The 24,013-nt window shown below is 53.1% G+C and carries 21 protein-coding genes and 2 pseudogenes; 19 read left to right on the top strand and 4 right to left on the bottom strand.

Going from position 1 to position 24,013, the window contains the following annotated elements:
- Positions 1-279: 279 nt before the first annotated feature.
- The 19 genes and pseudogenes from U5R06_12005 to U5R06_11915 all read left to right on the top strand — a co-directional run bounded on the left by U5R06_12005 (position 280) and on the right by U5R06_11915 (position 22,052).
- Positions 280-414: pseudogene (locus U5R06_12005) on the top strand (LacI family DNA-binding transcriptional regulator).
- The gene (locus tag U5R06_12000; protein ID MDZ7723496.1) at positions 388-1,299 is read left to right on the top strand and encodes a LacI family DNA-binding transcriptional regulator; all 912 of its coding nucleotides are present in this window, start codon (positions 388-390) and stop codon (positions 1,297-1,299) included. The pseudogene U5R06_12005 and the gene U5R06_12000 overlap by 27 nt, the downstream one beginning before the upstream one ends.
- Complete coding sequence (locus U5R06_11995; GenBank protein MDZ7723495.1) at positions 1,281-3,095, top strand: L-fucose isomerase; 1,815 nt, start codon at positions 1,281-1,283, stop codon at positions 3,093-3,095. The genes U5R06_12000 and U5R06_11995 overlap by 19 nt, the downstream gene beginning before the upstream one ends.
- A 79-nt stretch (positions 3,096-3,174) precedes the next feature.
- Entirely contained in the window at positions 3,175-4,650 is a 1,476-nt protein-coding gene (locus U5R06_11990) for a sulfatase-like hydrolase/transferase (GenBank protein ID MDZ7723494.1), read from the top strand.
- A gap of 118 nt (positions 4,651-4,768) precedes the next feature.
- Positions 4,769-4,939: pseudogene (locus U5R06_11985) on the top strand (sulfatase-like hydrolase/transferase).
- Between the two features lie 34 nt (positions 4,940-4,973).
- Positions 4,974-6,326 carry an alpha-L-fucosidase gene (locus U5R06_11980; protein ID MDZ7723493.1) on the top strand — a complete coding sequence of 451 codons (1,353 nt, stop codon included), beginning with the start codon at positions 4,974-4,976 and terminating at the stop codon, positions 6,324-6,326.
- 108 nt (positions 6,327-6,434) lie between these two features.
- Positions 6,435-6,638: a hypothetical protein gene (locus U5R06_11975; protein ID MDZ7723492.1), complete on the top strand. Its 204-nt coding sequence runs from the start codon at positions 6,435-6,437 to the stop codon at positions 6,636-6,638.
- Positions 6,589-7,929, top strand: coding sequence for an alpha-L-fucosidase (locus U5R06_11970; GenBank protein MDZ7723491.1), 1,341 nt, complete (start codon positions 6,589-6,591; stop codon positions 7,927-7,929). Before U5R06_11975 ends, U5R06_11970 begins: the two co-directional genes overlap by 50 nt.
- Positions 7,930-8,073: 144 nt before the next feature.
- Positions 8,074-8,295 carry a hypothetical protein gene (locus U5R06_11965; protein MDZ7723490.1) on the top strand — a complete coding sequence of 74 codons (222 nt, stop codon included), beginning with the start codon at positions 8,074-8,076 and terminating at the stop codon, positions 8,293-8,295.
- Positions 8,296-8,368: 73 nt separating this feature from the next.
- Entirely contained in the window at positions 8,369-8,797 is a 429-nt protein-coding gene (gene fucU, locus U5R06_11960) for an L-fucose mutarotase (protein MDZ7723489.1), read from the top strand.
- Positions 8,798-8,837: 40 nt separating this feature from the next.
- Positions 8,838-10,304 (top strand): rhamnulokinase, encoded by a 1,467-nt coding sequence (rhaB, locus tag U5R06_11955; GenBank protein ID MDZ7723488.1) that lies wholly within the window; start codon positions 8,838-8,840, stop codon positions 10,302-10,304.
- A gap of 19 nt (positions 10,305-10,323) precedes the next feature.
- Complete coding sequence (fucP, locus tag U5R06_11950) at positions 10,324-11,643, top strand: L-fucose:H+ symporter permease (GenBank protein ID MDZ7723487.1); 1,320 nt, start codon at positions 10,324-10,326, stop codon at positions 11,641-11,643.
- 47 nt (positions 11,644-11,690) lie between these two features.
- Entirely contained in the window at positions 11,691-13,046 is a 1,356-nt protein-coding gene (locus U5R06_11945) for a fibronectin type III domain-containing protein (GenBank protein MDZ7723486.1), read from the top strand.
- Positions 13,043-14,026 carry a T9SS type A sorting domain-containing protein gene (locus tag U5R06_11940; protein ID MDZ7723485.1) on the top strand — a complete coding sequence of 328 codons (984 nt, stop codon included), beginning with the start codon at positions 13,043-13,045 and terminating at the stop codon, positions 14,024-14,026. Before U5R06_11945 ends, U5R06_11940 begins: the two co-directional genes overlap by 4 nt.
- 133 nt (positions 14,027-14,159) lie before the next feature.
- Positions 14,160-16,061, top strand: coding sequence for an alpha-L-arabinofuranosidase C-terminal domain-containing protein (locus tag U5R06_11935; GenBank protein MDZ7723484.1), 1,902 nt, complete (start codon positions 14,160-14,162; stop codon positions 16,059-16,061).
- The gene (locus tag U5R06_11930) at positions 16,061-17,167 is read left to right on the top strand and encodes an endo-1,4-beta-xylanase (GenBank protein ID MDZ7723483.1); all 1,107 of its coding nucleotides are present in this window, start codon (positions 16,061-16,063) and stop codon (positions 17,165-17,167) included. The genes U5R06_11935 and U5R06_11930 overlap by 1 nt, the downstream gene beginning before the upstream one ends.
- A gap of 20 nt (positions 17,168-17,187) precedes the next feature.
- Positions 17,188-18,849: a glycoside hydrolase family 9 protein gene (locus tag U5R06_11925; protein MDZ7723482.1), complete on the top strand. Its 1,662-nt coding sequence runs from the start codon at positions 17,188-17,190 to the stop codon at positions 18,847-18,849.
- 84 nt (positions 18,850-18,933) lie between these two features.
- A complete protein-coding gene (locus U5R06_11920) occupies positions 18,934-21,294 on the top strand; it encodes a glycoside hydrolase family 31 protein (protein ID MDZ7723481.1) in 2,361 nt (786 codons plus the stop codon).
- A gap of 548 nt (positions 21,295-21,842) precedes the next feature.
- Entirely contained in the window at positions 21,843-22,052 is a 210-nt protein-coding gene (locus tag U5R06_11915; GenBank protein MDZ7723480.1) for a hypothetical protein, read from the top strand.
- Positions 22,053-22,161: 109 nt separating this feature from the next.
- On the opposite strand, the gene U5R06_11910 is transcribed toward U5R06_11915, so the two are convergent.
- From U5R06_11910 to U5R06_11895, 4 genes are all read right to left on the bottom strand, one after another.
- Positions 22,162-22,392 (bottom strand): hypothetical protein, encoded by a 231-nt coding sequence (locus U5R06_11910; protein ID MDZ7723479.1) that lies wholly within the window; start codon positions 22,390-22,392, stop codon positions 22,162-22,164.
- A 33-nt stretch (positions 22,393-22,425) separates the two neighbouring features.
- Positions 22,426-22,548, bottom strand: a complete 123-nt coding sequence (locus U5R06_11905) for a hypothetical protein (protein ID MDZ7723478.1) — start codon at positions 22,546-22,548, stop codon at positions 22,426-22,428.
- A 140-nt stretch (positions 22,549-22,688) separates the two neighbouring features.
- Complete coding sequence (locus U5R06_11900) at positions 22,689-22,994, bottom strand: MTH1187 family thiamine-binding protein (GenBank protein MDZ7723477.1); 306 nt, start codon at positions 22,992-22,994, stop codon at positions 22,689-22,691.
- 158 nt (positions 22,995-23,152) lie between these two features.
- Positions 23,153-23,965 carry an SDR family oxidoreductase gene (locus U5R06_11895; GenBank protein MDZ7723476.1) on the bottom strand — a complete coding sequence of 271 codons (813 nt, stop codon included), beginning with the start codon at positions 23,963-23,965 and terminating at the stop codon, positions 23,153-23,155.
- Between the last annotated feature and the right edge of the window lie 48 nt (positions 23,966-24,013).

The following is a 24,013-nucleotide window of genomic DNA, read 5'->3' as shown; positions in this document are numbered from 1 at the left end:
TATTCAAGCAGAAAATAAACATTTTTCACAGCAACACAACATAAAAGTTTGACAATTGTTTGCAGTTTTGGCCAAAGTTCGTTATTGACAATAAAATGTATGTTCAAATCCCTTACAGTAAAGACCTGGCGATTTATTAAAGTGTCGAACCGCGGTTAACAGTCGGGGGCAATACCGGGAACCGGTATAAAAAAATCTTGACAATCTACTCATTTTCTACTAAATTGATTTACTAAATCGATTTAGCCTCAGGATGCTTACGATGCCGAAAAAAACCTCTCCATACAGGACATTGCCAAACTGGCCGGGGTTTCCTCCACCACAGTCAGTTTTATCATTAACGACAAGGCATCCGATTACAATATCAGCCCGAAAACAGTCGAAAAGGTGCAGAGCGTTATTCGGGAAAATCAATTCATTCCCAACCGGCTTGCACGCGGATTCCGTCTGCAGCAGACGCATACCATCGGCATGGTTGTAGGTGACGTGGACAACCGGTTCCTGGCTCTGCTGGAAAAAAGCATCGAAAGCAGTGCGCGGCAACAGGGATATCATTTGATTGTCGTCAGTTCGGATGATGACCCCGATCTCGAACAACAGGCTGTCCAGAACCTCATCTCCAAATCCGTAGATGCTCTCATCATCATTACGGTACTGCAGGATACATCTCTTCATCAGCAGCTGAATAAAAACAACATCCCCATCGTCTATGTGGACCGCTATATCAAAAAATCAGATCCTTTTGTCGCGACTGATAATGTGTACGGCGGCTATGAATTGACCCGCCGGTTCCTCAGCCAGGGATACAAACGCATCGCGTTCATCGGCGGCGAAGAATCCACATCCACCAACCGGGACCGGTTCCGGGGCTATTGTAAAGCTCTGCAGAATCATCAGATCGAACCGGACCCTGATCTGATCATTCATGGTGATTTTACAAGTGAGGGCGGCTATCAATCAACGCGAACCCTGTTCAGTCGATTGCAGCAAAAACCGGATGCGGTCTTTACGTCCTCGTTTACCCTGTTTGAGGGAATGTTGAGCTATTTTAAAGAGACGGACCCCTCTTTTCTGCGGCGCATCCGGATGGCGACATTTGACGATCACCCGCTTTTGGATTTTCTGCCGTTTCCTGTCAATTCCGCCCTGCAGGAATATACCGCTGTTGGAAAAAATACGGTTCAAATGCTGCTAAATGCGCTCAACGGTGTTTCAGATATTAAAAGTGCAATCATTAAACCCAGACTCATATACAGAGATCATCTCAAGGAGGCATCATCATGGCTCAATCCAACCTGAAAACAAACAAACCGCAACCACGCTTGCGCGGCTCACTGCCCAGGATCGGCATTCGTCCCGTTATCGACGGCCGCCGCAAAGGCGTGCGCGAATCCCTCGAAGACCAGACCATGAACATGGCGAAAACCGCGGCCGAATTTCTCAGCAGTCATCTTGTACACAGCTGCGGACTGCCGGTCGAGTGCGTCATTTCCGATACCTGTATCGGCGGCGCCGCCGAGGCTGCCGACAGCGCGGAAAAATTCGCCCGCGAGGGCGTGGGCGTTTCACTGACGGTGACGCCCTGCTGGTGTTACGGCACCGAAGTCATGGACTCGGACCCGTTAATTCCCAAAGCCGTATGGGGATTCAACGGCACCGAGCGTCCGGGCGCGGTGTACCTGGCCGCAGCCCTGGCCGGATATTCCCAGAAAGGCCTGCCGGCGTTCGGCATTTACGGCCGCGATGTCCAGGACGCGGACGACACCTCGATCCCGCAGGATGTGCAGGAAAAACTGCTGCGCTTTGCCCGGGCCGGACTCGCCGTGGCGGAACTGCGCGGTAAATCCTATCTGTCCATGGGCTCGGTATCCATGGGAATCGCCGGTTCCGTGGTTGACGATCATTTTTTCCAGGATTACCTGGGCATGCGCAACGAATATGTGGACATGAGTGAATTTGAACGCCGCATACAGGAGGGTCTTTACGATCCGGATGAATACGAACACGCCCTGTCCTGGGTACAAGACAATTGCAAAGAAGGCAACGACACAAATCCCGAAGAAAAGCAGCATTCGCGCCAACAAAAAGACAAAGAATGGGAAATCTGCGTCAAAATGGCCATGATCGGACGCGATCTGATGGTCGGGAATCCCAAACTGGCTGATATCGGCTATGGCGAAGAAGCTCTCGGTCATAATGCCATTGCAGCCGGATTCCAGGGTCAACGCCAATGGACGGATCACTGGCCGAACGGCGATTTTATGGAAGCCATGCTCAATTCATCCTTTGACTGGAACGGCATCCGCGCGCCCTATATTATGGCGACGGAAAATGACGCTCTGAACGGCGTTTCCATGCTGTTCGGACATTTGCTCACCAACACCGCGCAGATTTTTTCCGACGTGCGCACGTACTGGAGTCCGGCCGCGGTAAAACGCGTCACCGGCCAATCCCTGACCGGACGCGCTGAAAACGGAATCATCCATCTGATCAATTCCGGTCCCACCGCTCTGGACGGCACCGGGCAACAATCGAAAAACGGCCAACCCGCGATGAAACCGTTCTGGGAGATTTCATCGGAAGAAGCGGATGCCTGTCTTAAAGCCACCACCTGGTGTCCGGCCGAAGTCGAGTATTTCCGCGGCGGCGGTTTTTCATCGCAGTTCTTGACCCAGGGCGATATGCCGGTGACCATGTCGCGCATCAATCTGATCAAAGGCATCGGGCCGGTGCTGCAGATCGCGGAAGGCTTTACGGTTACACTGGACCCCAACGTGCACGAGACCCTGAATCAGCGTACCAGTCCGACCTGGCCGACCACCTGGTTTGTCCCGGTACTCACCGGATGCGGCGCATTCACCGATGTCTATTCGGTCATGGCCAACTGGGGCGCCAACCACGGTGCCATCAGCTATGGTCATATCGGTGATCAGCTGATCACTCTGGCCTCCATGCTGCGCATTCCGGTGAATATGCACAATGTAAGCGCTGAACGTATCTACCGGCCCAGCGCCTGGAGCGCATTCGGTACCCTCGATCCGGAAGGCGCCGATTACCGGGCCTGTCAGAATTTTGGTCCTCTGTATGGAAAATGAAATACAACGGCGCCGGAAAAGGCTTCCATAAACCTTTGTCCTGCGCCTTTTTCTGAACAGACACAAAAAAGGAGAACTTTTGAACAGTAGCCATCAAAATAGACGCTCATTCCTTAAAACATTCGGAACCGGCAGCGCTGTTCTTGCCGCAGGTTCGTTGTTCTCCTGCAGCAGGGCACAGCAGCCGAATGTGCTGTTTCTGTTCACCGATGATCAGCGGTTCAATACCCTGAATGCCCTGAACAATCCGGATATTCAAACGCCGAATCTGGACCGGCTGGTCAGGCGCGGACTGGCCTTTACCAACGCCTATATCATGGGCGGATTCAGCGGCGCTATCTGTATGCCCAGCCGCGCTATGCTGATGACCGGCCGGCATTTGTTTCATATTCAAGATAACGGCCGTTCGATTCCGGATGAGCACATCATGATGCCCGAGTATTTCCGCAGCAAAGGATTTCAAACTTTCGGCACCGGTAAATGGCACAACGGGCGCAGCGCTTATGCCCGTTGTTTTACAGACGGTGACGAAATCATGTTCGGCGGCATGGGCGATCACTGGAATGTACCCGCCTATCATTTTGACCCGCACGGCCGTTATGATCAAACCACGCCGGTGATCGAGGACCCGTGGCGCTCCAATGAGATCACCCGTAAAAACTATGATCACATCTATGCGGGCGTACATTCCTCCGAATTGTTCACACAGGCCACACTGACCTTTCTGAGAAACCGCGACCGCGGTAAACCGTTTTTCGCCTATGTGTCCTACATGGCGCCGCATGATCCCCGCTCGATGCCGGAATCGTATCGCAAAATGTACGACCCGGAAACCATCAAATTACCGCCGAATTTCCAGCCGGTGCACCCGTTCGATAACGGTGAGCTAAAGATCAGGGATGAGATGCTGGCGGATTTCCCGCGCACACCGGATGAGGTGAGGCAGCATATTGCCGATTACTATGCCATGATCACTCATCTGGATACACAAATCGGAAGGATTCTGGATGAACTGCAATCTGCCGGAGATATGGACAATACGTTTATCGTTTTTGCCGGTGATAACGGTCTGGCTGTGGGACAGCATGGATTGATGGGAAAACAAAACATGTACGAACACAGTGTGCATGTGCCGCTGGTCATCACAGGCCCCGCACTGCCTGAAAACGAGACACGTGAGGGATTCTGTTATCTGTTTGACATTTTTCCGACCCTGTGCAGTCTGTACGGATTCGAGATTCCAGGTACGGTGGACGGCCAGAGTCTGTTACCCATGATCAGGGAACAACGCCCGGTTCGTGAGGATGTATTTTTCGCGTACAAATATTTGCAGCGCGGTTATCGAAAAAACGACTGGAAACTCATCAAATACAATGTCAGCGGTGTACAGCATACACAGCTTTTTAATCTGGTTCAGGATCCGCATGAAATGACAAATCTAACTAATGATCCGGACTATCGGGAAATACTAAAAGACTTAACAGCCTCGTTGCAGGATCGGATGCACAACGCCGGGGATCCGGTCGATTTGGGCAAACCGGACTGGAATCTTTGAGTGGATTTCACTGTGTTTAAATAGGTTTCAATTAATCAATACAGGAGGATACGGGATGAATAAATGCAGAGAGGACGTATCAAGGAGAACATTTCTGGCAAAATCCTGCATCGGCGGTCTGGGAGTTCTGACACTCGGTACTGCCTGTAGCCGGAAAAAACCGGAAACCGGCAAGCCCAATATTCTGCTCATTCTGGTGGATGACCTGGGTTACGGAGACCTGACCCGTTACGGGGCCGGCGATCTCAGGACACCGCATATTGACAAACTGATATCCGAAGGCATGCGCAAAGCACAAGCTGGTAATACAAAGGAGACCTGTCATGAAACAGATATGCATTCTTTTGCTTTTACTGATGATTGTCGGCTGTAGCGAAACGCGGGTGGATTATCTCAATGAATCCCCGCAGCAAACAGCGGAACGCATGCAATGGTTTACGGATGCCCGGTTCGGTATGTTTATTCACTGGGGACTGTACGCGGTTCCGGCCGGAGAATATCAGGGAGAGCGTGTGAAGCGAATCGGCGCATGGATCATGAATTGGCTGCAGATCCCGATTCAGGACTATGAACAATTTGCCGATGACTTTAATCCGACCGAATTTGATGCCGATGAATGGGTCAGCCTGGCCAAAGACGCAGGCATGAAATACATCGTCATCACCAGCAAACATCATGACGGATTCTGTTTATGGGATTCGCAAGTCACTGAATGGGATATTATCGACGCCACGCCCTATGACAAAGATATCTTGAAAGAAATGGCAGAGGCCTGCGAAAAATATGACATCAAACTGTGTTTCTATTATTCGATCATGGACTGGCATCATCCGGACGCCCAGGCCATGTGGGAACCGGATTACAATCAGGGCAGCAACAGCGATAAAGTGAATCCGAATTTCCGCGATTATTTTGACAATTACCTGAAACCCCAGCTGCGGGAATTACTGACCAACTATGGCGATATCGGTATTCTGTGGTTCGACGGCGAATGGATCCCCGATTACACCAGCGACATGGGCAAAGAGCTGTACACTTTTGTCCGAAATCTGCAGCCGGATATCATCATCAACAATCGCGTGGACAAGGGCCGACAGGGTATGCAGGGCCTGAACAAACAAGGCGATTTTGCGGGCGATTACGGCACGCCGGAACAGGAAATACCGGATACCGGACTTAAAGATGTAGACTGGGAATCCTGTATGACCATGAACGACAGCTGGGGATATATGCATTTTGACGATAACTGGAAATCGACGGAAACCCTGATTCACAATCTGATCGATATTGTTTCCAAAGGCGGAAATTTTTTACTGAACGTGGGGCCCAAAGCCAGCGGCGTCATTCCGCAACCCAGTGTTGAACGTCTGCAGGCCATCGGCGACTGGATCGATGTATACGGCGAATCGATTTACGGCAGCACGGCCAGTCCCTTTGAAAAACCGCAATGGGGACGCTATACACAAAAACAGGATATCCTTTATGTGCATGCGTTCGACTGGCCGGATGATCAGCGTCTGAACATCCCGGTTGAACTGGACATATCAGAGATGAGTCTGCTGAGCACAGACCAGGAGCTTGAATTCGAAAAAACCGATAACGGCATCACGGTCTATTTACCGGATTCAGCGCCAAACGATATTGCCTCAGTGATAAAAATCAAAGGATACAAATGATGAACTTTTATTTTTTTCCTGATACAATCAGGTGTTTGTATTCAGGCAAGCCCGCTAAAGCTCTGGTATGAGCGGCCTGCTGAAGAACAGATAGGCCCGGACGGCAGCATGAACATGCTGAGACACGCCAAAGAAATGAACGCCAATCTGCTGCTCAACACCGGACCGCTGCCGGACGGATCGATCTATCCCGGCGATATTGAACCGCTAAAAACCGGAGAAAAGAGAAAAGCACAAGCTGGTAATACAAAGGAGACCTGTCATGAAACACATCTGCATTCTTTTGCTTTTACTGATGATTGTTGGCTGTAGCGAAACGCGGGTGGATTATCTCAATGAATCCCCGCAGCAAACAGCGGAACGCATGCAGTGGTTCAAGGATGCCCGCTTTGGCATGTTTATTACCTGGGGATTGTACGCGGTTCCGGCCGGAAAATATCAGGGGGAGCGTGTGGAAGGAATCGGCGAATGGATCATGCACAAGCTTCATATCCCGATCAAAGACTATGAAAAATTCGCCGGGGAGTTCAATCCGACCGAATTTGATGCAGACCGATGGGTCAAGCTCGCCAAAGACGCAGGCATGAAATACATCGTCATCACCTCCAAGCATCACGACGGATTCTGCTTATGGGATTCGCAAGTCACTGAATGGGATATTATCGATGCCACGCCCTATGACAAAGATATCTTGAAAGAAATGGCAGAGGCCTGCGAAAAATATGACATCAAACTGTGCTTCTATTATTCGATCATGGACTGGCATCATCCGGACGCCCAGGCCATGTGGGAACCGGAGTATAATCAATGGCGAGACAGCGAAAACGTGAATCCGAATTTCCGCGATTATTTTGACAATCACCTGAAACCCCAGCTGCGGGAATTACTGACCAACTATGGCGATATCGGTATTCTCTGGTTCGACGGCGAATGGATCCCCGATTACACCAGCGACATGGGCAAAGAGCTGTACACTTTTGTCCGAAATCTGCAGCCGGATATCATCATCAACAATCGCGTGGACAAGGGCCGACAGGGTATGCAGGGCCTGAACAAACAAGGCGATTTTGCCGGCGATTACGGCACGCCGGAACAGGAAATACCGGATACCGGACTCAAAGGTGTGGACTGGGAATCCTGTATGACCATGAACGACACCTGGGGATACAAGCATTTTGACGACAATTGGAAATCGACGGAAACCCTGATTCACAATCTGATCGATATTGTTTCCAAAGGCGGAAATTTTTTACTGAACGTGGGGCCCAAAGCCAGCGGCGTCATTCCGCAACCCAGTGTTGAACGTCTGCAGGCCATCGGCGACTGGATCGATGTATACGGCGAATCGATTTACGGCAGCACGGCCAGTCCCTTTGAAAAACCGCAATGGGGACGCTATACACAAAAAGGTGATATCGTGTATGCGCATATTTTTGACTGGCCACAAAATAAACATCTTGATATTCCGGTTGAAAAAGAAATAACAGAGGTCGCATTATTAGGCGGTGCAGCTCTGGAGTATGTACAGAATAATGACGGGATTGCGGTTGAGTTGCCCGAAACGGCACCGAACAGCATCGCAACCGTTCTCGTTATTCAATAAGACTCTAATATCGGATTTGCAATTTTCACCATCTGGGTGCCGAACCGATGGTCTGAAGCGCTTGTCCAATGAACCGGCAGGCAAATGGCTTGAAAGGATGCCGCCGGGCAACAGCAGTTCGGTTGGTGTTGAAATGAATAAGCAGTGGAAAATCTGCCCGGCTATCAATTGTATAATCTGGAAACCAACATTGGAGAAACAAACAATCGGATGGATCAACACCCGGAAGTTATTGCACAACTGACTGAACGCATGACCCGGTATGTGGTCAACGGCCGCAGCACGTCCGGTCCAGTTCAGAAAAATGACGGATTGGTAGGGTGCAAACAACTGGTATGGATACAAAAACCCAAAGAGCAATCATGAACTAAAATTATGATGAATTGCGGATGCTATCTTTTTACACTGTCCATCCGCTGAACTTTCGGAGGATCACATCATGTTAAACGGTATTTCGCCGCTGATTAGTCCGGAACTGCTGGTCACACTTTATCGCATGGGACACGGTGATGAAATCGTACTCGGCGACGCTCATTTTCCCGGTTACACTCACAATGACCGGGTCATTCGGGCGGACGGATTGAAAATTCCTGATCTGCTGGATGCCATACTGCCATTATTTCCGCTCGATTCTTATGTGGACTCGCCTCTGATCATGATGGCGGCCGTCAAAGGAGATCAACTAAATCCAGACGTTGAGCAATCCTACCGTGCGGCTATCGGCAGACACGTTCAAAAAATACCGGAGATAACCCGCATCGAACGATTTGCTTTTTATGAACGTACGGACTATGCATATGCTGTGGTCATGACCGGAGAAACTGCGAAATACGGTAACATTGTATTGAAAAAAGGTCTGGTGATGTGATTTTGAATTTTCAGACCTTTGACTTGACCAGGGAGTTGTTATGAAACGAAATTATATCGCGATCGACCTTGGCGCCGGCAGCGGCCGGGTGATGCTGGGGACAGTGAACGAGACTGTGGAACTACAGGAATGTCACCGGTTTGTGAACGAGCAAATCAAAGCCGGTTCCTATTATTATTGGGATATCCTGCGGCTGTTTCAGGAAATAAAAACCGGTTTGCGAAAAGCAAAGCAAATGGCAGATACACCTGTTTCCGGAATCGGTGTGGATACGTGGGGCGTGGATTTTGGGCTGCTGGACAGCAACGGCATGCTTTTGTCCAATCCGGTATGCTATCGTGATCCGCGTACAGACGGTATCATGGAGAAAGCCTTTGAACGCCTGTCTGAAAAAAGTATCTATGAATCCACTGGTCTGCAGTTCATACAATTCAACACCATGTTCCAGCTCATGAGCATGTCCCGGGAGAATCCGCAGCTGCTAAAGACCGCTGACACATTGCTGATGATGCCGGATCTGATCAATTATTTGCTCACAGGTGAAATAGCGGCTGAATATACCATAGCATCGACGACTCAGCTATTGAACGCAAAAACCCGCACCTGGGACGAATCTTTATTCCAGCCGCTGGGATTGCCGTTTCACATCATGCCCGAAATCACGCTTCCGGGAAACATCCTGGGACGTCTGCTTCCCGATATTCAGACGGAAACAGGACTGCACGGCGTGGATGTAATCAACACATCAGGTCATGACACCGCCTGTGCGGTCGCGGCCGTGCCGGCTAGCGGAAAAAACTGGGCATATCTGAGTTCAGGAACCTGGTCGCTGATCGGCATTGAAATCAGCGAACCGATTATAACAGATTCTTCACGGGCATTTAATTTCACAAACGAAGGCGGTGTAAACCGTAAAATACGGTTTCTCAAGAACGTTATGGGTATGTGGCTGCTGGAAGGCTGCATCAGGGAATGGCAGAAAAATGGTGAAAGCATCAGCTATGAACAGCTTATCAAACAGGCTGGATCTGCTGCACCTTTTCGATCGATCATTAATCCCGATGACCACAGTTTTTTAAATCCGCCGAATATGATCAAAGCGATCCAGACCTATTGCCGCAACACAGACCAACCCGTACCGCAATCCAAAGGAGCCTTGACGCGTAGCATCTTTGAAAGTCTGGCACTCCGCTACCGATGGGCTTTAACCAAGATTCAGGAATTGCGCGGCACCCCTATAGAAACCCTGCACATTGTCGGCGGCGGCTCAAAGAACGATCTGCTCAACCAGTTCACCGCAAATGCCACCGGCTGCCAGGTGCTAACAGGTCCGGCAGAAGCCACAGCCACCGGCAATGTTCTGGTACAGGCGATCGCCGGTAATGACATCAGCTCTGTGGAAGAAGGACGCAAAAAAATTTCAGCCACATTGCAAACATTTACACCCGAAAAAACGAATGAATGGGACCGCGCTTTTGAACAAGCGGTACCTCTGTTGAACGCTTAACATTGACATGAGGCAAGAAATGCAAAAACCCAAAATGATACCCCGTGATATTCTATGGCCGTTCATCCTGCTGACCAGCTGTTTCGCCTGGTGGGGTCTCGCCAATAATATGACCGACACCCTGCTGGCCGCGTTCAAACGCATTATGAGCATGTCCGACACCAAAACCGCGCTCATTCAGGTGGTGTGCTACGGCGCCGGATACGGACTGCTGGCGATTCCGGCCGCGATTTACATTAAAAAATATTCCTACAAGTCGGGTGTGCTTTTAGGTCTGGGACTCTATTCCATCGGCGCCCTGCTGTTCTATCCCGCCATGCTCACAGCCAGCTACCTGAACTTTCTCGGCGCCATCTGGATTTTGTTCGGCGGTCTTTCCATTCTGGAAACCGCGGCCAATCCCTATATTATCGCCATGGGACCGGAAGAAACCGCCACCCAACGGCTGAACTTTGCCCAGTCCTTTAATCCCATCGGCTCCATCATGGGTGTGTTTATCTCAAAACACTTTATCCTCTCCAAACTCAACACCGCCACGGCAGCGGAACGCGCCCAACTCGATGTGCGGGAACTGCAGTCCATGCAGGCGGGTGAACTGCACGCCGTGACCATGACCTATGTCACGATCGGTGTGATCCTGGTGATCACCTGGATTCTCATCGCTGTCAATAAAAAGATGCCGAAATCGGGAGAGGCGGGCGATGTCAGTGAGCTGAAACCGATTTTCAAACGCCTGCTGCACAACCGCCATTATGTGTGGGGCGTGGTCGCGCAGTTTTTCTACGTGGGCGCCCAGATCGGCGTCTGGTCGTTCACCATCCGCTATGTCATGAAAGAACTGAATCTGCAAAGCCTGGAGTACAATGGCGGTGATACGCCGGAGAGTATTGCGGCCTCTTATTATGTTGCGTCACTGGTGCTGTTCACCGGCGGCCGCTTTATCTGCACCTGGCTGATGCGTACCATCACACCGGCCAACCTGTTGACGTCTATGGCTATCGCCGCCGGCGCCCTGACATTGTCCGTCATCTATATTGGCGGCGCCGTCGGCGTGTACGCTCTGGTGCTCATTTCCTTGTGTATGTCGCTCATGTTCCCGACCATCTTTGGCCTGGCCGTCCGCGGTCTCGGAGACGACACCAAAATTGCGGGGTCCGGCCTGGTAATGGCCATCCTCGGCGGCGCGGTCCTGACACAGCTTCAGGGATTGACCTCGGACTGGACCGGCAGTATCAATCTGGCTTTTTTTGTGCCGTTTGCCTGTTTTGCCGTGATCACCTATTACGGCGCTGTGGCCTGCCGAAAGGATCTGCCACGCCGAACAGCGACCGAATCCTAAGCGAGGCGCAGGCCGGAAAATGCATAACACAAAAAGGAGGTTCTGCTATGGCAGCAAAATCAATCCTGATGCTTATCAGTCTCACCGGAACGATACTGTTGTCAGCCGCGCCGGTGACGCTTGTTGATTTCGGCGATACTCCGGAAACCACCACATTCGGTCTTGCCGGCTGGTCGGCCCCCCTGTTGAGCGACAATCAAATCTATCGCTCCGTCGCTGGAAACGGCGTGGTGACCAATGCCGCAGACCCGGGAGAATACAGTGAGTTTCGCGGTGTCAGCGGCACAGCGCGACGGTTTACACCCGGCGAGCGTATCGCCGTCACCTGGTACAATGACTCGGATGAGACCTTTCGCTTCACCTCGCGCATCAGTTTCACCGATGCCAATGCCGCGGACACAGCGCCCGACGGACCCTGGTACACGATGCGCGATTTCAACGATTACCGTAACGCTTATGTCGAGATCGCGCCGGGAACAGAGGCAAAAACCGTGTTCAATATCACGGATCACGGTGTGCATCAAACCGACAGTCTGTACTCCCTGGTCAACATCGGACTGCATATCGAATGGGGATCCACCACTCAAAAACAGGTTCTGGTTTGCGACAAAATCGAGCTGCTGGACGATGCAGACCTGACAGCGCCGTCCGTTTCGACCGGTCTCACAACAGAATCCGTGAGCGCCTGTAAAGCCCGGCTCAGCTGGCAGCCGTCTACAGATAACCAGGGGGTTGTCGATTATCTCATCACGATGAACGGCGAGATTGAAGGCTATTCCCGTTCCACAGACTATACAGCCGTTTTTCTGCAGCCGGGACAGATTTATTCATTCTCGGTCACTGCCCGCGATGCTGTCGGCAACGAAAGCGCAGCCGGTCATCCGCTGCGCGTGGTCACATCGACTCTGCCTCCGGGTGATTCCCTGCTGGACCCCAATGGATTCACGTACCAGGGCGCGTTTGCGGTTCCCCCCGACTTTATATGGGGCGGCGAGGCGCTCGCATTTCGAACAGACCATTCCGGCAGAACCTCGGACGATGACGGGTTTCCCGGATCGCTGTACATCACCAATCTCAACCAGCCGGAACACGGACAGGTCGGTGAGATAGACATCCCGGCGCCGCTCATCGACTCCAACCCGGACAATCTGAAACAAGCGACAGTGCTCACCGTCCCCGTGAATATTCGGCCGGACAATATCAACAACCGCGATTATGTGGATATCTGGCGCACCGGCCTGCATTACGAAAACGACACCGGCGTCCTTTACAGCGCCTGGAGCATCCACTATACTGTAGGCGGCGGCAAACACCCCTCACTCAGCAGCTGCCAGGGACCTTCACCTCCCCGGACGGCGGCTGGTATCTGGGCGATTCAGAGTCGCCGCCGAACGACGCCATGACCGGCGATTATCTGTTCGCGGTACCGGACTCATGGGCGGAGACTCACAGCGCCGGACGCCACCTGATCACCGGCCGTTTCCGCGACGGCGGACTGAGCGGTCTGGGTCCCACTTTGTACGCGTTTGCACCGGATGCGGATGCATCAGCCGGGTCGGCGCTCGAATATACAACATTGCTCGAATACGGTCCGGTAGAGGCGTCTGTAGATGATTATGAATTTCCCCGGTCCATTGACGACTATAATCACAGTGACGACTGGCGCGAAGCGCTGTGGGTGTCCGCCGGCAACCAGACAGCAGTCGGGATCATTGGCAGCAAGGCGCTGGGACATCACTGGTACGGCTATCACGGCGAGCGCATGCGTCACAATTGGGTGATCGCGGATGTGCCTTATCCGGATTTTTACAGCACTGATCCGGACGGCAAAGGCTGGCGCTCGCACAACCGGACGCCGATGATCATCTTTTACGAACCCGCGGACCTGGCGCCAGTGGCCAGCGGCACATCCGAATCCTGGCAGCCGCAGCCCTATGCAGCGCTGCGCATGAATCCGGACCACTTTTACAATCAGCATGATATCCGCTCGGCCGCATTCGATCCGCAGGCACAAAAACTCTACATCACGGAATTCTCTGATCCGCAGACCGGACAGCTGGTGATCCACGTCTGGGAAGTGCAGACGTTCACACTCGGCATACAATCCGCGCCCAAACCGACCGGTTTCCGGCTGACCGCCAATGTTCCGAATCCCTTTAACGCATCGACCCGCATTCAATTTGTTCTGCCGCATGCGGCGCACGCGCTGGTCACGCTCTATGATATCAACGGTCGGCAGGTCCGCCTCCTGGCCGATCAGGTTTTTCCGCAGGGACGCAGCCGTATTCAGCTGAACGCTGCCGGACTGGCGTCCGGGGTATATTTCTGCCGGGTAATCACAAAATTCGGCAGCCGCACTCGAAAAATTTGTTTGATGCAATGACACATATTCATTAAAAAACATTGAAAATAACGTATCATCTGTTTATATTGATTCCCAGGCTGTCAACCGAATGAAACCATTCAATGCTGTTTCATACCTGTTTAAACGATAAAACAAACCAGAGGATAACGCTATGAAACGTATCACGTTATTTATGCTGTTGAGTTGCCTCGCTCTTTCTGCATCCGTTCGTATTGATGTAGGGGAAACGGGTGAACCCATATCTCCGTATATTTACGGCCAGTTTATCGAACATCTGGGCCGCTGCATCTATGACGGGATCTGGGCGGAAATACTGCAGGACCGCAAGTTTTATTATCCGATCACGGAAGAATTTTCACCCTGGACCCTGTCGCCCGGCGATACATTCTGGAACACCGGTCCCTACCGCTACCTCAGCGCCTCACCCTGGGAGGTGCTCCGCAAGGGAACGGTGAGCATGGACAGCAGTCACTCCTGGGTCGGTGCGCACACACCGCTCATCACCGTACCCGGAGACGGCAGGGCTGCGGGCATCAAACAGGCGCGTCTGATGCTCAAGGCCGGCGTCGATCATGACTGCCGTATTGTCTATTCCGGAACCGTGCCCGTTATCGTGCGCCTGGTCTCATCAGAAGGTACTCTGGCCGAAAAGCGGCTCGATATCACCCCGGACTTTACAACGGCAACATTCACCTTTCCGGCTGTTCCCGGGCACACCGAGACCACCCTAAAAATCCTGGCCCGCGATCAAGGCAGGTTCTCCGTCGGCGCCGTATCCCTGATGCCGGCAGACCACATCGACGGCTGGCGTCCCGATGTGCTGGCGCTGATGCAGGAACTGGATTCACCGGTGTACCGCTGGCCGGGCGGCAATTTTGTCTCCGGCTACAACTGGCGCGACGGTATCGGACCGCGCGATCAACGGCCGCCGCGCAAAAATCCCGCCTGGAAAGGCGTCGAATCCAATGACGTCGGCCTGCACGAATATATGCAGCTCATGGATATTCTTGATTCCGAACCGTTTATCGCTGTCAATACCGGACTGGGCACCGTGGAAGAAGTGGCGGAAGAAGTTGAATACGTCAATCTTCCCGCGGACACGCCTCTGGGCAGCAAACGCGCTGAAAACGGCCACCCGGAGCCTTTTGACTGCCAATTCTGGGCGGTCGGCAATGAAATGTACGGCGACTGGCAGCTGGGACATATGCCGCTGGAAAAATACGTGGAAAAACACAAACGCGTGGTCGAGGCCATGTGGGCGGTTGACTCTACCATTGAGCTCATCGCCGTCGGTAATATGGGCGAATGGAGCCGCACCATGCTGCGCATGTGCGCCGATCATATGGACTTGATCAGCGAGCATATTTACTGCCGCGAAGCAGAGCCGGTTCAGGACCACATCTGGCAGATGCGCGCCGCTATCCGCGAACGCGCCAACGCGCACCGCCAGTATCGGCGCGAAATCCCGGGGCTGGATGACAAAGATATCCGCATCGCCCTGGATGAATGGAATTATTGGTATGGCGATTATATTTACGGCGAACTGGGAGTGCGTTATCACCTCAAGGACGCATTGGGCATCGCAGGCGGACTGCACGAGTATTTCCGCAACAGCGACATGTTTTACATGGCCAATTACGCACAAACCGTGAATGTGATCGGCTGTATCAAAACCAGTCCCACCGACGCTGTATTCGCCGCGACCGGACTGCCGCTCAAACTTTATCGGCAGCAGTTCGGCAGCATTCCCGTAGAGGTTACAGACGCGCCGCAGAATGTGGACATTGCCGCCGCCCTGACCGGCGACGGACAACAACTCACCATTGCCCTGGTGAACGCCGGCGCTGAAAAGCAATCCATCCCCTTTACTCTGCTGGGATTTGAACCGTCAGAACAGGCGCAAGCCTGGGTCATTTCCGGCGACGATCCGCAGCTCTACAATGAACCGGACGCCGAACCGCGTCTCGACATCCTTGAAAAATCGGTCAAGATCACCGATCATCTGCCGGTCCCGGGATATGGCATTATGCTGGTCAAAATGGAGAGAAAATAATGAAAAAATGTATTCTGTTTGTTGCTGCGCTGGCCGTACTCGGCTGCGCGGATTCGGATAAACCGACGTTAAAGCAGGTCTATCAGGACTATTTTAAAATCGGAGCCGCCGTCAATTACAGCGTCGCGTCAGGTAAAGACCCCGACGCGCATCTCATCGCGATTCGCGAGATGAACAGCATCACCCCGGAAAACTGCATGAAATGGGAACATGTGCAGCCGAATCCCGGGGAATTTACATTCGAACGCGCCGACCGCTTTGTCAAATTCGGCGAGGAACACAACATGTTCATCGTAGGGCACACTCTAATCTGGCACAGTCAGACTCCGGAATGGGTGTTCCAGGATGACAATGAAGGTGCGGCCACACGCGACTTGCTGCTGAAACGAATGCAGGAACACATCAACGCGGTAACAGGACGTTATGCCGAACGCATCCAGGCCTGGGACGTGCTGAATGAGGCCATCGAAGAGGACGGTTCTCTGCGCCAGACCCCCTGGCTGCGCATTATCGGTGAGGATTATATTCAAAAAGCGTTTGAATTTGCCAAACAGGCGGCCCCGTACGCCGAGTTGTACTATAACGATTATAATTTGTGGAAACCGGAAAAACGCCGGGGCGCTATCCGCGAAATCAAGAAACTGATGGATGCCGGTGTGCGCATCGATGCCGTGGGACTGCAGGGCCACTGGCGGCTGGGCGATCCGACGCTGGAGCAAATCCAGGCGATGATCGAGGATTTTGCCAAACTCGACCTCAAGGTCATGATCACGGAACTGGACATCAGTGTGCTGCCCAATGTCTGGGCAATGAGCGCGGATGTGCGGAACAGCATTGAAAAGCGCGACGATCTGAACCCTTTTCCGGGCGGCATCCCGGATTCGGTGCAAACGCAGCTCACAGAACGTTATCAAGCCTTGTTCCGACTGTTTCTGGACCATCATCAGAGCATCGACCGGGTCACGTTCTGGGGCATATACGACGGCACCAGCTGGCTGAACCATTATCCGGTTCGCGGCCGAACCGATTATCCGCTGCTCTTTAACCGCGAACTGCAAAAGAAACCCGCCTATGACGCGGTGATTCAAGTCGCACAACAACATTAACCTGTAAAACGGAGAGATTGATGAAGAAGCTTTATACCCTATTCCTGCTGTCCTGTTCCATTCTGTTCGCCGCTGACGCGGATATCCGGTTGTCGAGCATCGGCTTTACCCCGGAAATGTCGAAAAAAGTGAGTGTCACCGCAGAATGCGAACAGTTTACACTTGTCGATGCCAACACGGGAGAAACGGCATACACCGGCACGCTGTCTGATCCGGTCTATCAAAAAGACGTGGATCAAAGCGTCCGGATCGCGGACTTTACCCTGTTTGTCGATCCCGGCTGGTATATTCTGAACATTGAGAATGTGGGCCAATCCGTGCCCTTTGAAATCGGCGCTGATGTCTGCGCCTTTCCGTATACGACCGCCATGCGCGCCTTTTATCTCTGGCGCTGCGGCACGGCTGTATCCGGCGATCACAAGGGCGATCACTTTGAACATGACGCCTGTCACCTGAACGATGCGCTAAAAGATGCTCTCGGACGTCCGGGGCAACGCCGCGACGGCACCGGAGGCTGGCACGATGCCGGCGATTACGGTAAATATGTCACCAACGGCGCATTTACCCTGGGCTGCCTGTTCCTGGCCTGGGACCATTTCCAGAATAAGCTGGAATCTGTCGAACTGGATCTGCCGGAAACGGCGCCCGGTTATCCCGATTTTCTCAAGGAACTGAAATGGGAAACCGACTGGCTGCTGAAAATGCCGTATCCGGACGGGTCGGGACGCGTGTCTCACAAACTCACCCGATTGAATTTTTCAGGCATGATCATGCCTGAAAACGATGACGCCGAGCGTTATTTCACCGACTGGAGCACGACTGCGGTGGCGGATTTCGCCGCGGTCATGGCCATGGCAGCGCGCTATTTCGCTCCCCTGGACAGCGCCTACGCAGATACTTGTCTGCAGGCCGCGCTCAGCAGTTATCAGGCGCTGCGTGATCATCCGCAACACAAACGCTTCCAACAGGGCGATTTTCACACCGGCGCTTATGCCAGCGACGACCGCGATGACCGGCTGTGGGCGGCAGCCGAGTTGTGGGAAACCACCGGCGACAGCAGTTATCTGCACGATTTTGAACAACAGGTCAGAAACTCTCAGCCGCGGATGCGGCCGGGAATGGCCCAGGCCTCGGAAAAACGCCATGTCGATTTTGACTGGGACTGGGGTAATCTGCGCAATTTGGGTGTTTTCACCTATGTATTGTCCGAACAAACGGGACGCGACCCCGAGCTTTTGCAAACCCTGCACAAGCACCTGCAGCTGACGGCTGATGATATTGTAGAGACCGCAGACCGCGATGTGTACGGCCGCACCCTTGGCGAACGCTATCAATGGGGCTGCAACGGCAGTGTGGCGCGCCAGACCATCACGCTGTACACCGCCTATCTGTTATTCCATAATAAGGATTATGTACGCGCCGCTTCCGATGCCGTAGCGCATCTGTTCGGCCGCAATGTCTATAATCGATCCTATGTGACCGGTCTTGGCCACAATCCGCCCATGAATCCGCATTCCCGGCGATCGGTTGCGGACGATGTGCAAGCCCCCTGGCCGGGATATATTGTCGGCGGCGGCCACTCGGCCACGGACTGGGTCGACGTGCACGAAAGCTATCAAACCAACGAAATCGCCGTCAACTGGCAGGCGGCGCTGGTCTATGCATTGGCCATTTTTCTTTAATTTTGAACTGTAATCGAGGAGAGAAATATGTGTTTTGAACGATTTACGTTAACCGCACTCTTGTTGTTCAATCTGGCGCTCGGGATGTCGCTCTTGTTCGCGCAAATCCCGCCGCACTCACCGGATCAACGGCAGGACCTGCTGAATGAACCGGTGGATATTAGCAATGATTTTCGTAATTTCGCCAATACCTACTATGTGGCGGACAGTCTGGCGGAATTTGACCCGGCCACCGGCTCCGGCAAGCTGGTCTATCGCCGCTACGAGTACAAAACCCGACAGGCCTTTAACAACATGCTGGGAACTCTGGACCCGGTGGGACCCAACGAGTTTCCCGGACAAGAATACGAAGCATCGCCGTCCATGCCGTTTTCGGTCGAGCTGATCTCACCGCGCACCATCCGGCTGCGCGCCGTGTCACGGCCGCAGGTGAAACCGGAGGAAGAATCCCTGATGCTGGTGAACGGCCGCGTGCAGCAGAACCGCGACGCCTGGTCCGGCGAACAGATCGACGGCGGCTACCGGTTCAGCAGCGAATTCGGATCTGTGACCGTGCACACGCATCCGTGGCGCGTGCTAATTCATGACGCTGACGGTAAGCTTCTGACCCAGACACGCCATATCTCGGACAATGCCGCGACGTATACGCCGGTGGTGCCGTTCTGCTATGTGCGACGCGCCGCAGATTATTCGACCAGCATGGCCGCCGTGCTCAAGCTGTCGCCCGGCGAGAAAATTTTCGGCTGCGGCGAATCGTTTACCGAATTGAACAAACGCGGACAAAAGGTGGTGCTGTTCACCGATGACGCCAACGGCACCCAGAACGAAACCATGTACAAACCGGTGCCGTTTTACATGAGCAGCCGCGGTTACGGCGTGTTTATGCATACCTCGTCACCCATTACCTGCAATTTCGGTAAATATTTCAGCAGCGCCAATCAGATGTTTATCGGTGACGACACCGCCGATCTGTTTATCTTTTTAGGCGATCCCAAAGACATCCTAAATGAATATACCAGCCTCACCGGCAAGGCCGCCATGCCGCCGCTGTGGTCGTTCGGGTTCTGGATGAGCCGCATCACCTATTTTTCCGAAAAAGAAGTGCGCGACGTGGCCAACAAACTGCGCAAACACAAAGTCCCCTCCGATGTCATTCACCTGGACACCGGCTGGTTCGAAACCGACTGGCGCTGTGATTATCAGTTTTCTTCCTCCCGCTTTGATGATCCGGAACAAATGATTCAGGACCTGAAAGACATGGGTCTGCACACCTGCCTGTGGCAGCTGCCCTATTTTGTGCCGAAAAACACCCTGTTCCCGGAAATCATTGAAAAAGGCCTGTTTGTGCGCGACCGCAAAGGCAATATTCCGGCCGAAGATGCGGTGCTGGATTTCTCCAATCCGCAAACCGTGGACTGGTATCAGGATAAAATCGCCGGACTCTTAAAACAGGGCGTGAGCGCTATCAAAGTGGATTTCGGTGAAGCAGCGCCGGCGAACGGTCTGTATGCCTCCGGTAAAACCGGATTTTACGAACACAATCTCTATCCGCTGCGTTACAACAAGGCTGTTGCGGATATTACGAAAAAAGTGACCGGTGAACAGATCATGTGGGCGCGCAGCACCTGGGCCGGCAGTCAGCGCTATCCCGTGCACTGGGGCGGCGATCCAGCCAACACCAATTCCGCCATGGCCGCCACCCTGCGCGCCGGACTCTCGATCGGCGCCTGCGGATTCTCCTTCTGGGCGCATGATATCGGCGGATTTGTGCACAAAACTCCGGAAAACCTTTACCGCCGATGGACACCGTTCGGTATGCTGACGTCGCATACCCGCAGTCACGGCGCGCCGCCCACCGAACCCTGGGAATACGGCGAAGTTTTTCTGCGCGCTTTTAACAAAGCGGCAAACATGAAATATCAGCTCATGCCCTACGTATACGCCCAGGCCAAACACTGCAGCGAAACCGGTCTGCCCATGATGCGCGCCCTGTTTATCGAATTCCCGAAAGACCCGGGCGCCTGGCGCGTGGACGATCAGTACCTGTTCGGATCCGACCTGCTGGTGGCGCCGCTCATGGAAGACGTGGACAGCCGCGACGTGTATCTGCCGGGCGGCAACTGGATCGATTACCAGACCGGCGTATCCTATTCCAAAGGCTGGCACCACATCAAAGCCGGTGACATCCCGATCGTTGTGCTGGCGCGCGAGGGCGCGGCCATTCCACACATTAAACCCGCCCTGTCCACCGCGGACCTGGACTGGTCGCAGCTGACCCTGAAAATTTACGCGGAATCCAGCGACAAAGCCAGTGGCCTGATCTGTTTGCCGGATGACAACGAATTGAAAGACCTGTTTGCCAAAAAATCCGGAGATCAGTTCGAGCTCGCCTCGGATCCCACAAACGGTCAAGTGCAATGGGAACTCGTTTCTGCTATACAATAAAACAACACCCCTCTCGTGATTATCCCACCCCCGACCTGTATCTCGACACTAAAACAGAACGTACTATAGTACGTTCTGTTTTACCTCCTTTTTATATATTATTATTTATATACTTGTAACATCTTTTTTACAACCTTCCTCGCAGTTTGTTTGCTAAACAGAAAACGTTTGATGCGTCGAATTTCATTCATTTAAACCGCTCCGGACAATCGTTATTTTTCGACCAGGTTAGTTGGTTAAAAGAGAACACAAGCGAGTTGAATACAACAGATTTCGAGGCCGCATGGTAAACAATGATCGCATTCAAAAATGTGCGCTCCGGCACAGGGCCGACGAACTCGACGGCCTACATCATCAGACGCATACCAGAATGCATCTTATTTGGGAGCGATGCAGAGCATCGCAGACTGAATCGTGCCGTATGGCAAGAATGACAGCCATCCCCGGCCCGAGGCCGGGGCCAAGATTCTGATGATGGTTTCAGGTTATTGCAGTCATATACCGCGGCACAGTCCCAGCCCTGAAAGGGCGGCGTAGAGCAGCCCCGGGTGGGACCTCGCCAAATCGCAGTAAAAGCCCTGAAAGGGCGAATCAACTCGCCGGACCGCACACCCCAATCAATAACGCTCACAACCGATGCAACCGCCAACCGGAACGCACGGACTTGTTGCGTCAGCGGTACTCCAAAGGCATCAAGCATCGCGGCGCCGGTGAGAAAATGCGCGATGATTCAGAACACAGACCAGTGCTCGGAATAACCGTGGCGGTAGGGTTCGTCCATGTCCACGTGACGTTCGGTATAATGTTCACCGGCTTTTAGCGCGGCCTGTTCGCAGATATCTCAATTCAATAGATTATTCGCCGCAATCAGGGGCGCAATAAAAAAAAGGCTTTAGTGGAGGATTCCGGCTGCCAGTCGGGCGACAACATGCGCCGGGCATGAAAATCAGCAGATTTGCGCAAAAACGCTTTCCATTTCGACGTGTCCATATTTTGCCGCTCTCCCGCCCCAATCGCATCGGCCATATTCAGCATGGCCTGTCCCGGGGACAGCCATTCCGGGCGTTGGTTCCAGGCACCCTGTCGCCAGGCCTGCATGTGGGTGTTGAACCAGGTATAATAGCCGCGCTCCTAAAATTCAGTGTCCGATAAAAAATCCAGAAAGCGCACGGCGCGCTGCAGGGCCGGACTGTCATACGGCAGCACATCCTGCGGCATCAGGTAGGCAAATCCGGGCGCTGCGGCTTGTCCCACCCAGCCGAATAGGATATATTTGTGTTCATGATCAACGGGAAACTGGTTGAATCCGGACCACAGGATGGTTAAAGAATAGATTGTTTCCGAACTGGCCGGTGTTTTGCTGGAGCAAACACCGGCCGAATGAAAAAAAGGGGTTAAAGCTTGGTCTGCACAGCATTCACCTTGTCGGATCCCGCCTGCTGTTTGTCCCTGCGGTCATCGATTTTCATCGAGGTCAGGACCCGGGGCACATTCGGCGTTTCTGAAACGGCACGGTGCATACGCGCGGCCGCTTCGAACAGCATCTCTACAGAGCCGGCTTCGACCACGGTCCCCATAGGTGTCAAGGTATAAGTGACATCCTCATTGCCCTCCAGCGCCCTGACGGCAGCGGCGACGTATTTGCTCACAGACGCGCTGCCCGTGCCCAGCGGCACCACACTGATTTCCATAATAGCCATATCATATACCTCCATTGAGACATTTTTATTGCTGTTATATCTTGCAAAACACGAACAGCGGGCTGCAGAAAATCTGCAACGTCGCTCATCATACCTGTTCTATATCCTCAAACAACAAAGAGTCATGACATCATCCTGCGGTTCAATTCTGCAGGCGTCTATTCCCGGTCGTAGTAGCTTTGAATGATTTTCTGAAACCATGACTGCGGCAGCCATGTTTTGACGGTCGGTGCAAGCGTATCGAGAAAGCGTCCGCAACGGTAGCGCAGACGCGGTTTGCGGCTATGCATCAGGCGTTCAACGAGCCGCGCCACAGCCTCAGGTTCGGGTGCGGATTGTTCGTCGGATGCCATGACATCTTCAGCGCGCTCGAGCCTGTGTCGATACGGCGATGAACGGTCACTGTAACATTTACGGTTTTGCGTGATCGCGGTCTTGAAATTTCCCGGTTCAACAAGCACCACATGGATATTCCAGGGCGCCACTTCCATGCGCAGGGATTCGGTATAGCCCTCCAGGGCAAATTTGGCGGCGCTGTAAAACGCCTGAAACGGAATCGCGACGAGTCCGCCGATGGAGCTGATATTGACAATCAGGCCCTGTTTACGTTGACGCATGCCGGGCAGCACCATACGGCACATGCGGTGCGCGCCCCAAAAATTGGTTTGCATCACCTGACGGGCCGCCTCGTCCGGAACCTCCTCCGCAGCCCCGGATGCGGCAATACCGGCGCTGTTGATCAGCACATCGAGTCGTCCCTCGCGTTCGAGCACATGATTGACCGCCTGCTGCACGGATGTTTCCTCATTGACGTCCATACGCAGCGCCTGAAAGTCAAACTCGTGTTCCTGTTGCACACCACGCCCGGCGCCGTAAACCCGGTGACCGCGCTGGTGCAGATACACGGCACAGCAGCGACCGATCCCGGAGGTAGCGCCGGTGATGAAAACAACCTGCGATGATTTGCGCATGATCCCTCCGCTGAGTGAAAAGTCTAAAGTCAAAAAGACAATATAGAT

It is taken from the genome of candidate division KSB1 bacterium, assembly GCA_034521575.1.
Lineage (GTDB): Bacteria > Zhuqueibacterota > Zhuqueibacteria > Residuimicrobiales > Krinioviventaceae > JAXHMJ01.
The sequence above is the reverse complement of the archived record's forward strand: the minus strand, read 5'-3'. Positions and strand labels throughout refer to the sequence as shown.